Raw genomic sequence first — 9,901 nt, forward strand, 5'->3', positions numbered from 1 at the left:
CCCCCCCCCCCCCCCCCCCCCCCCCCCCCCCCCCCCCCCCCCCCCCCGGGGCGGCGCCAAGGGCGGTCCGAAGAGCCCGCAGGGCGGCGCGAAGGGCGGCGCCCGGCGCGGTCCGTACGGCGCCCCGGCGCGCCCGCGCGAGCTCGACGCCAAGATCGAGCAGCGCAACCGCGACCGGTACGCGAACAAGCCCGAGATCAATACCCCCAAGACGCACCCGGGCGCCGAGCAGGAGGGCGAGCGGCTGCAGAAGGTCCTGGCCCGCGCCGGCATGGGCTCGCGCCGCGCCTGCGAGGAGCTGATCGACCAGAGCCGGGTCGAGGTCAACGGCGAGATCGTCGTCGAGCAGGGCATGCGTGTCGACGTGCACAAGGACGAGATCAAGGTCGACGGGCTGACCGTCGCCACCCAGTCCTACCTGTTCTTCGCGCTGAACAAGCCGGCCGGTGTAGTCGCCTCCATGGAGGACCCGGACGGGCGCCAGTGCCTCGGCGACTACGTCACCAACCGCGAGACGCGGCTCTTCCACGTCGGCCGGCTGGACACCGAGACCGAGGGCATCATCATGCTCACCAACCACGGCGAGCTGGCCCACCGTCTCACCCACCCCAGGTACGGCGTGAAGAAGACGTACCTGGCGGCCATCCAGGGCCCCCTCCCGCGCGACCTGGGCAAGCGGCTCAAGGACGGCATCCAGCTGGAGGACGGGTACGCCCGCGCCGACCACTTCCGCGTCGTGGAGAACACCGGCAAGAACTACCTGGTCGAGGTGACCCTGCACGAGGGCCGCAAGCACATCGTGCGCCGCATGCTGGCCGAGGCGGGCTTCCCCGTGGACCGGCTCGTGCGCACGGGCTTCGGTCCGATCGCGCTGGGCGACCAGAAGTCGGGCTGGCTGCGCCGGCTCACCAACACCGAGGTGGGCATGCTGATGCGCGAGGTCGGCCTGTAGCCCGTCCCCGCACGCACGAGGCCCGCGGCCGGTTCCCCGGAATTCTCCGGAGAGGAACCGGCCGCGGGCCTTTCGCGTGCCCGGCCGAACCTTTATAGTCACAATGACTATTAAGGAGGCGGGCGTGAGTCTCGCGGACATACTCGATCCCCTGCAGCAGCCCCTGGTGACGGTCCTCGACACCCCGGTCAGCTGGACCGAGGTGCTGGGCTTCGGCAGCGGCGCGCTGTGCGTCTGGCTCGTGGCCCGCCAGCACCTCGCCAACTGGCCGATCGGCATCGCCAACAACCTCTTCTTCATCCTGCTGTTCACCCAGTCCGGCCTGTACGCCGACGCCGGACTCCAGATCGTCTTCATCGCCCTCGCCGCCTACGGCTGGTGGACCTGGACCCACGGGGGTGGACCAGGGACCGACGGGCTGCCGGTGCGCCGCACCACGCGCACCGAGTGGACCGGGCTGCTCGCGGCGGGGGCGGTGGGGACCGTGGCGCTCACCGTCCTGCTCGACCGGGCGACCGACTCGACCGTTCCGTTCTGGGACGCGCTCACGACCGCGCTCTCGCTCGCGGCGACCTACGGGCAGTGCCGCAAGCTGGTCGAGTCCTGGTGGCTGTGGATCGCCGCCGACATCGTGTACATCCCGCTGTACGCGTACAAGGAGCTGTACCTGACCTCGCTGCTGTACGTCGGCTTCCTGACGCTGTGCCTCATCGGCCTGCGCAACTGGCGCCGCGACCTGACCGCAGCCGACCCCGCGAAGGCCCTGGCATGAAGCGCTACCCGCACGGACTCGTGCTCGGCAAGTTCTATCCGCCGCACGCCGGCCACCACCACCTCGTCCGCACCGCCGCCGCCCGCTGCGAACGGCTCACCGTCCTGGTCTGCGCCGCCTCGGTGGAGTCCGTCCCGCTCGCCGACCGGGTCGACTGGATGCGCCAGGCGCACCCCGACGCGACGGTGGTCGGCGCCATGGACGACACCCGCATGGACCTTCACGACCCGGCGATCTGGGACGCCCACATGGCCGTCTTCACCGCCGCGGTGCCCGAGCGGGTGGACGCCGTCTTCACCTCGGAGCCGTACGGGGACGAGCTGGCCCGCCGCTTCGGCGCCGAGTCCGTCTGCGTCGACCCCGACCGCACCGCGTACCCCGTCTCCGGCACCGCCGTCCGCGCCGACCCGGCCGGCTGCTGGGGCTTCCTCGAAGCGCCGGTGCGGGCGGCGCTCGCCCGCCGCGTCGTCGTCCTCGGCGCGGAGTCCACCGGCACCACCACCCTGGCCCGGGCGCTCGCCGCCCACTACCGGCAGCGCGGCGGGATCTGGGCGCACACGGGGTACGTGGCCGAGTACGGCCGCGAGTTCAGCGAACGGAAGCTGGCCGAGCTGCGCGAGCGGTGGCCCCGGGCCCAGTGGGAGGACGTCACCCTCTCCACCCACGACTTCCCGCACATCGCCGAGGTCCAGAACGCCCGCGAGGAGGAGGCCGCCCGCACCGGCTCCCCGGTGCTCTTCTGCGACACGGACTCCTTCGCGACGACCGTCTGGCACGAGCGGTACGTGGGCGGGCGCAACCCCCTCGTCGAGCGCGTCGCGGACCGGGCCCGCCACCACCTGTGGCTGCTCACCGACCACGAGGGCGTCGCCTTCGAGGACGACGGGCTGCGCGACGGCGAGGAGCTGCGGCCCTGGATGACCGACCGCTTCCGGGCCGAGCTCACCCGTACCGGCCGGCCCTTCATCGAGCTGACCGGCAGCCGCGAGGCGCGCCTCGCCCGCGCGGTCGAGGCCGTCGACGCGCTGCTCGCCGAGGGCTGGGACTTCGCCGCGCCCCTCCCGGAGCGCCGATGAGCGCCGCCGCCCCCGAGGGCTACGACCCGAGCGCCTTCGAGCCGTTCGCGGTCACCGTGGACCTGGCGGTCTTCACGGTCCGCGAGTCCCGGCTGCACGTCCTGCTGGTCGAGCGCGGCGCGGAGCCGTACCAGGGCCACTGGGCGCTCCCCGGCGGCTTCCTGCTGCCCCGGGAGTCCGCCGGGGCCGCCGCGCGCCGCGAGCTGGCCGAGGAGACCGGGCTGAGCGACGACACCGTCTCCGGCCTCCACCTGGAACAGCTGCGCACCTACAGCGACCCGGACCGCGATCCCCGGATGCGCGTCGTCTCCGTCGCCCACACCGCCCTCGTCCCGGACCTGCCCGAGCCGCGCGGCGGCGGTGACGCGGCGGGCGCGCGCTGGTGGGACGCGGCCCGGACGGGCCCGCTCGCCTTCGACCACGACCGCATCCTCGCGGACGCCCGCGACCGCGTCGGCGCCAAGCTGGAGTACACCTGCCTGGCCACCGCGTTCTGCCCGCCGCACTTCACCCTGGGCGAGCTGCAACAGGTCTACGAGACGGTCTGGGGCGTCGAGCTCGACCGCCCCAACTTCCGCCGCAAGGTCCTCGCCACGCCGGGCTTCGTACAGCCCGCGGAAGGGGCCCCGCGCCGCACCGGCGGCCGCGGCAAACCGGCCGCCCTCTACCGCGCGGGCGACGCCACCGCACTGCACCCCCCGTTGCTGAGACCGGAAGGACGGCAGCCATGACGACCACCCGTACGAAGAGGGCCGCGACCGGCGCGCTGACCGGGCTCGCGCTCGGCGACGCGCTGGGGTTCCCCACCGAGTTCAACGACGTGCCGTCGATCCTCGCCAAGTGCGGGCCCTGGCGGGAGATGGAGCTGCCGAAGCCGGCCTTCGTCACCGACGACACCCAGATGACCCTGGCCCTGGGCCGGGGCCTGCGCACCGCCATGGACCGGGGCCCGCTCACCGGGCCGCTGCTGGCCCGCCCGGTGCGCGAGGAGTACGTCGACTGGTACCACTCGCCCGACAACAACCGCGCCCCAGGCCGCACCTGCCTGGAAGCCTGCCATTCGCTCGACAGCGACCGCCCCTGGCAGGAGGCGAGCCGGACCGGCTCCAAGGGCTGCGGCGCCAACATGCGCGTCGCACCCGTCGCACTGGCGCCCGGCCTCACCGACGAGCAGCGCTCCGGCGCCGCCCAGCTCCAGTCGGCCCTGACCCACGGCCACCCGACCGCGCTCGCCGCCTCCGACCTGACGGCCCGAGCGGTGCACCTGCTCGCCCAGGGGGTGGAACCGCTCGGCCTGATCGGCCAACTCCGCTCGTACGCCTTCGAGAACCGCGAACGCTATCTCGACCGGTGGCTCGGCGACCTCTGGCGCCACACGCACGACGCCTCGCCCGAGGCGTACATCAGCCGGGGCTGGGACGAGTGCCTGGCCGCGCTGGAGACCGTCCAGGACGCCCTGCGCGCCCCCTCGCCGGAGACCGACCCCTGTGAGCGGACCGGAGACGGCTGGATCGCCGAGCACGCCCTCGCCACCGCCCTGCACTGCTTCCTGCTCTTCCCGGACGAACCCGTCACCGCCCTGCGCCGCGCCGCCTGCACCCGGGGCGACTCGGACTCCATCGCCTGCCTGACCGGCGCGCTGGCCGGTGCCCACCTGGGGCCCGGCGCCTGGCCGGCCGCATGGGCGGAGCGCATCGAGTACCGGGACGAGCTGCTGGAACTCGGGGCGCTCTGGGACGCCTGAGCCGCCCTCAGGCCGTTGCCGACGCCCGCCGTGTACGGACCAGGAAGTCCTCGACGCGGGCCCGGTCCGGCTCGGCCGGCAGCGGGGAGGCGCAGGCCGCCTCGTCGTTCTCGGCGGCGAGGCGGATCATGCGGCGTTCGACCTCCGGCCAGGGGACCTCGCCGCGCCTGACCGCGAGGAGGTCCTCGCGGGCCTCGCCCACCTCGATCGTCAGTTCGCCGGTGCGCAGCAGGTCCCGGCAACTGGCCAGCAGGCGCAGCAGGTGCATCGCGTGCTTCCAGCGCGGTGCGCCGTGCCGGCGGACGTCCGCCTCCAGCTTCCGGCGCTGGGCCAGGGCATAGCGTACGAACGAGTCGTGCGCCCGGCGGGAGAGGAAGGCGCCGCGCAGCGCGAGCAGTTCGCGGCCGGTGTCGTCCACGTGGTCCACGAGCGGCGAGTGCAGGCACTCCAGCACGTTCGGGTTGGCGCGCAGGGCCAGCTCGCAGAAGCGTTCCAGCTCCCAGGAGAACTGCTCGTCCGCCGGGCCCTCGATGTGCGTGGGCGGCTTCTCGAAGCGCCAGAACAGCGGGGTCGGTGCCAGGAACACGCCCCGCCGGTCGGTGTCGCTGGTCCCGGTGGCGAGACCGAAGGCGCGCGACCCCATCACACAGGAGTAGACCGTGTGGCGGCGTACCAGGTCCTCGTCGGTCGGCGTGATCATGCCGGGAGGGTACGCGAGGGACGGGCGCGGGCGCGTCTCATAAAAAGGGCGGACGGGCACCGGACGCCGCCGCCCCTCTACGCTGATCGCATACGCAAGAAGCGGTACGGAACGAGCAAGGAGCACGACGTGGCGGTACGAGCGGTCCGGGGCGCCGTCCAGCTGGACCGGGACGAGACCGGGCACCTGCACGAGCGGGTCGGCGCCCTGCTCACCGCCGTGCTGGAGCGCAACGAACTCGTCGCGGACGACCTCATCAGCATCTGGTTCACGGCCACGCCCGACCTGCACAGCGACTTCCCGGCCGCCGCCGCGCGCTCCATCGGGATCGTCGACGTACCGCTGATCTGCGCCCAGGAACTGGACATCGAGGGGGCCATGCCCCGGGTGGTCCGGATCCTGGCGCACGTCGAGACCTATCTGTCCAAGGCCGAGATCAACCACGTCTACCTCGGCGCCACCGCCGCCCTGCGCAAGGACATCGCCCAGTGAGAACCGCCGTCGTCATCGGTACCGGCCTCGTCGGGACCTCCGCGGCCCTCGCCCTCGCGGGCCGGGGCGTCACCGTCCACCTGGCCGACCACGACCCCGAGTCCGCCAGGACCGCCGCCGCGCTCGGCGCCGGTACGGACGAGCCGCCCGGGGGACGGGTCGACCTGGCGGTCGTCGCCGTGCCGCCCTCCCACACCGCGACCGTGCTCGCCGCCGCCATGCGCGACGGCGTCGCCCGGGGCTACCTCGACGTCGCCAGCGTGAAGGGCGGCCCGCGCCGCGAGCTGGAGGCGCTGGGGGCCGACCTCACCCCGTACATCGGCACGCATCCCATGGCCGGCAAGGAGCGCTCCGGGCCGCTCGCCGCGACCGCCGACCTCTTCGAGGGGCGGCCCTGGGTGCTCACCCCCACCCGGGACACCGACACCGAGGTGCTGAACCTCGCGCTGGAGCTGGTCGCGCTGTGCCGGGCCGTCCCGGTCGTCATGGACGCCGACGCCCACGACCGGGCCGTCGCGCTCGTCTCGCACACCCCGCAGCTGATCTCCTCGATGGTCGCGGCGCGGCTCCAGGACGCCGACGAGAGCGCGGTCCGGCTGTGCGGGCAGGGGATCAGGGACGTGACCCGGATCGCGGCGTCCGACCCGCGCATGTGGGTGGAGATCCTGTCCGCCAACCCCGGCCCCGTCGCCGACGTCCTCGCGGGTGTCGCCGCCGACCTGGAGGAGACGGTCATCGCGCTGCGCGGGCTCCAGTCCGCCGACGAGGAGAAGAGGCGCGCGGGCACCGAGGGCATCCGTGACGTCCTGAGCCGGGGCAACGCGGGCCGGGTCCGGGTGCCCGGCAAGCACGGCGCCGCCCCGGCCGCGTACGAGACGGTCGCCGTCCTGATCAGCGACCGGCCCGGCGAGCTGGCCGCCATCTTCGCCGACGCGGGCCGGTCCGGGGTCAACATCGAGGACGTGCGCATCGAGCACGCCAGCGGCCAGCAGGCCGGTCTCGTCCAGCTCATGGTCGAACCGAGCGCCGCCCCCGTCCTCGCCGCGGCCCTCCGCGAGCGGGGCTGGTCGATCCGGCAGTAGGAACCGTGCGACCATGGCCGGTCGCACACTTGTCCACAGGGGTGACCGGACCCGTCCCCGCACTCGGTAACCTTGTGCGGGGCGGGTTCACGCGTCCCGTCCAGCCCGCCCCGAGCACCAGGAAGGTGTCCACCACCGTGGAAACCGTAAGCGCCGCCGTCCGGACCGCCCCGGCCGCAGTGATCGTCGCCATCGACGGCCCCTCCGGCACCGGCAAGTCCAGCACCTCCAAGGCCGTCGCCGCCCAGCTCGGCCTCAGCTACCTGGACACCGGCGCCCAGTACCGCGCCATCACCTGGTGGATGCTGAACAACGGCATCGACGTGCACGACGCCGCCCAGGTCGCGACCGCCGCCGCCAAGCCCGTCATCGTCTCCGGCACCGACCCCGCCGCCCCGGCGATCACCGTCGACGGCGAGGACGCCTCCGGTCCGATCCGCACCCAGGAGGTCACCTCCAAGGTCAGCGCCGTCAGCGCCGTCCCCGAGGTGCGCACCCTGATCACCGAGCTCCAGCGCACCATCGCCGCCGAGGCGGAGAAGGGCATCGTGGTCGAGGGCCGCGACATCGGCACCACCGTGCTGCCCGACGCCGACATCAAGATCTTCCTCACCGCGTCGCCGGAGGCCCGTGCCGCCCGCCGCAGCGGCGAGGTCAAGGGCTCCGATCTCGCCGCCACCAAGGAGGCGCTGATCAAGCGGGACGCCGCGGACTCCGGCCGCAAGACCTCCCCGCTCGCCAAGGCGGCCGACGCGGTCGAGGTGGACACCACCGAGCTGACGCTCCAGCAGGTCATCGAGTGCGTCGTCACCCTCGTCGGGGAGAAGCGGGCCGCGAAGTGACCGACACCACGAGCGCGCCCTCGCCGCGTGGTGCGGCGGTCGGGCGCGGCATCGGGATCGGGCTGATGTACGGGCTCTTCAGACCCCGTGTCCTCGGTGCCTGGCGGGTCCCCGCCTCCGGACCCGTCATACTCGCGGTGAACCACTCGCACAACATCGACGGGCCGATGCTGATGGGCACCGCGCCCCGGCCCGTCCACTTCCTGATCAAGAAAGAGGCGTTCGTCGGCCCCCTCGACCCGTTCCTGCGCGGAATCGGGCAGCTGGAGGTGGACCGTACGACCGCCGACCGCACCGCCATCACCCGCGCGCTCGGCGTGCTGGAGGACGGCGGGGTGCTCGGGATCTTCCCCGAGGGCACCAGGGGCGACGGAGACTTCGCCTCGCTGCGTACCGGGCTCGCGTACTTCGCGGTACGCAGCGGGGCGCCGATCGTCCCCGTGGCCGTCCTGGGAAGCACCGAGCGCCGCGGACGGTTGATATCGGCACTGCCGCCGCTGCGCAGCCGCGTGGACGTCGTCTTCGGGGACGCTTTCGAGGCGGGCAGCGGGAGGCGTACGCGTAAGGCGCTCGACGAGGCCACGCTGCGCATCCAGGCCCGGCTCACCGGCCACCTGGAGCACGCCGTGCGCCTCACCGGGCGCACCGGGTAAGACTTGAGTAGTGGACCGCGCGCTGAGTGGTCCATCGATGATGATGCAAAGAGGAACGGACTTCATGAACGACCAGATTCACTCCGGCGGCTCGGACCACGAGCACGGAGAGCTTGGCGATGCCGAGTACGCGGAGTTCATGGAGCTCGCCGCGCAGGAGGGGTTCGCCCCCGAGGAGGTCGAGGGCGCGCTGGACGAGGCCGGTCACGGACCGCTGCCCGTCCTCGCCGTCGTCGGCCGGCCCAACGTCGGCAAGTCGACCCTGGTGAACCGGATCATCGGCCGCCGCGAGGCCGTCGTCCAGGACAAGCCGGGCGTCACCCGCGACCGCGTCACCTACGAGGCCGAGTGGGCCGGCCGCCGCTTCAAGGTCGTGGACACCGGCGGCTGGGAGCAGGACGTCCTCGGCCTGGACGCCTCCGTCGCCGCCCAGGCGGAGTACGCGATCGAGACCGCCGACGCGGTCGTCTTCGTCGTGGACTCCACCGTCGGCGCCACCGACACCGACGAGGCCGTCGTCAAGCTGCTGCGCCGGGCCGGCAAGCCCGTCGTGCTCTGCGCCAACAAGGTCGACGGGCAGAGCGGCGAGGCGGACGCCACCGCCCTCTGGTCGCTCGGCCTCGGCGAGCCGCACCCGGTCTCCTCGCTGCACGGCCGCGGCACCGGCGACATGCTGGACGCCGTCCTGGAGGCCCTGCCCGAGGCCCCGCCGCAGTCCTTCGGCACGGCACTCGGCGGACCGCGCCGCATCGCGCTCATCGGCCGCCCGAACGTCGGCAAGTCCTCGCTGCTGAACAAGGTGGCCAACGAGGACCGCGTCGTCGTCAACGAGCTGGCGGGCACCACCCGTGACCCGGTCGACGAGCTCATCGAGCTGGGCGGCGTCACCTGGAAGTTCATCGACACCGCCGGCATCCGCCGCCGCGTCCACCTCCAGGAGGGCGCGGACTACTACGCGTCGCTGCGCACCGCCGCCGCCCTGGAGAAGGCCGAGGTCGCGGTCATCCTGATCGACTCCAGCGAGACGATCAGCGTCCAGGACCAGCGCATCGTGACCATGGCCGTGGAGGCGGGCCGCGCCGTCGTGCTCGCGTTCAACAAGTGGGACACGCTGGACGAGGAGCGCCGCTACTACCTGGAGCGCGAGATCGAGACGGAGCTCGCGCAGGTCGCGTGGGCGCCCCGGGTCAACGTCTCGGCCCGCACCGGCCGCCACATGGAGAAGCTGGTCCCGGCGATCGAGACCGCGCTCGACGGCTGGGAGACCCGCGTCCCGACCGGCCGGCTCAACGCCTTCCTGGGCGAGATCGTCGCCGCCCACCCGCACCCGGTCCGGGGCGGCAAGCAGCCCCGCATCCTGTTCGGCACCCAGGCGGGCACCAAGCCGCCGCGCTTCGTCCTCTTCGCCTCCGGCTTCCTGGAGCACGGCTACCGGCGCTTCGTGGAGCGCCGCCTGCGCGAGGAGTTCGGCTTCGAGGGCACCCCGATCCACATCTCGGTCCGGGTCCGCGAGAAGCGGGGCCGCAAGAAGTAGCCGCGACGAACGGCACGCGACAGCCCCGGAGCGCTCGGTCACCGAGCGCTCCGG

The 9,901-nt window shown here is 73.2% G+C and carries 11 protein-coding genes; 10 read left to right on the top strand and 1 reads right to left on the bottom strand.

The genetic code is table 11. The features are described 5' to 3' along the window. From ACN6LM_RS36675 to ACN6LM_RS36695, 5 genes are all read left to right on the top strand, one after another. Positions 1-952, top strand: a 952-nt coding sequence (locus ACN6LM_RS36675) for a pseudouridine synthase (RefSeq protein ID WP_445069753.1), incomplete at its 5' end; no start/stop codon positions are given. A 124-nt stretch (positions 953-1,076) separates the two neighbouring features. Next, positions 1,077-1,724: a nicotinamide riboside transporter PnuC gene (gene pnuC / locus ACN6LM_RS36680; protein WP_445069754.1), complete on the top strand. Its 648-nt coding sequence runs from the start codon at positions 1,077-1,079 to the stop codon at positions 1,722-1,724. After that, the gene (locus ACN6LM_RS36685; protein WP_445069755.1) at positions 1,721-2,800 is read left to right on the top strand and encodes an AAA family ATPase; all 1,080 of its coding nucleotides are present in this window, start codon (positions 1,721-1,723) and stop codon (positions 2,798-2,800) included. The genes pnuC and ACN6LM_RS36685 overlap by 4 nt, the downstream gene beginning before the upstream one ends. Then, positions 2,797-3,531, top strand: coding sequence for an NUDIX hydrolase (locus ACN6LM_RS36690; protein WP_445069756.1), 735 nt, complete (start codon positions 2,797-2,799; stop codon positions 3,529-3,531). The genes ACN6LM_RS36685 and ACN6LM_RS36690 overlap by 4 nt, the downstream gene beginning before the upstream one ends. After that, positions 3,528-4,544 carry an ADP-ribosylglycohydrolase family protein gene (locus tag ACN6LM_RS36695; protein ID WP_445069757.1) on the top strand — a complete coding sequence of 339 codons (1,017 nt, stop codon included), beginning with the start codon at positions 3,528-3,530 and terminating at the stop codon, positions 4,542-4,544. Before ACN6LM_RS36690 ends, ACN6LM_RS36695 begins: the two co-directional genes overlap by 4 nt. A gap of 7 nt (positions 4,545-4,551) precedes the next feature. Here ACN6LM_RS36695 and ACN6LM_RS36700 read toward each other — a convergent pair whose 3' ends face one another. After that, on the bottom strand, positions 4,552-5,244 hold the full coding sequence (locus tag ACN6LM_RS36700) for a nucleotidyltransferase domain-containing protein (protein WP_445069758.1): 693 nt from the start codon (positions 5,242-5,244) through the stop codon (positions 4,552-4,554). Between the two features lie 129 nt (positions 5,245-5,373). On the opposite strand from ACN6LM_RS36700, the gene aroH reads away from it, so the two are divergent. The 5 genes from aroH to der all read left to right on the top strand — a co-directional run bounded on the left by aroH (position 5,374) and on the right by der (position 9,847). After that, positions 5,374-5,736, top strand: coding sequence for a chorismate mutase (gene aroH, locus ACN6LM_RS36705; protein ID WP_445069759.1), 363 nt, complete (start codon positions 5,374-5,376; stop codon positions 5,734-5,736). After that, positions 5,733-6,818 carry a prephenate dehydrogenase gene (locus tag ACN6LM_RS36710; protein WP_445069760.1) on the top strand — a complete coding sequence of 362 codons (1,086 nt, stop codon included), beginning with the start codon at positions 5,733-5,735 and terminating at the stop codon, positions 6,816-6,818. Before aroH ends, ACN6LM_RS36710 begins: the two co-directional genes overlap by 4 nt. Positions 6,819-6,943: 125 nt before the next feature. Beyond that, complete coding sequence (cmk, locus tag ACN6LM_RS36715) at positions 6,944-7,660, top strand: (d)CMP kinase (protein ID WP_445069761.1); 717 nt, start codon at positions 6,944-6,946, stop codon at positions 7,658-7,660. Beyond that, positions 7,657-8,313 carry a lysophospholipid acyltransferase family protein gene (locus ACN6LM_RS36720; protein ID WP_445069762.1) on the top strand — a complete coding sequence of 219 codons (657 nt, stop codon included), beginning with the start codon at positions 7,657-7,659 and terminating at the stop codon, positions 8,311-8,313. Before cmk ends, ACN6LM_RS36720 begins: the two co-directional genes overlap by 4 nt. Positions 8,314-8,377: 64 nt before the next feature. Further along, positions 8,378-9,847: a ribosome biogenesis GTPase Der gene (der, locus tag ACN6LM_RS36725; RefSeq protein ID WP_445069763.1), complete on the top strand. Its 1,470-nt coding sequence runs from the start codon at positions 8,378-8,380 to the stop codon at positions 9,845-9,847. Positions 9,848-9,901: the final 54 nt, after the last annotated feature.

Source organism: Streptomyces sp. SAS_281 (assembly GCF_052542855.1).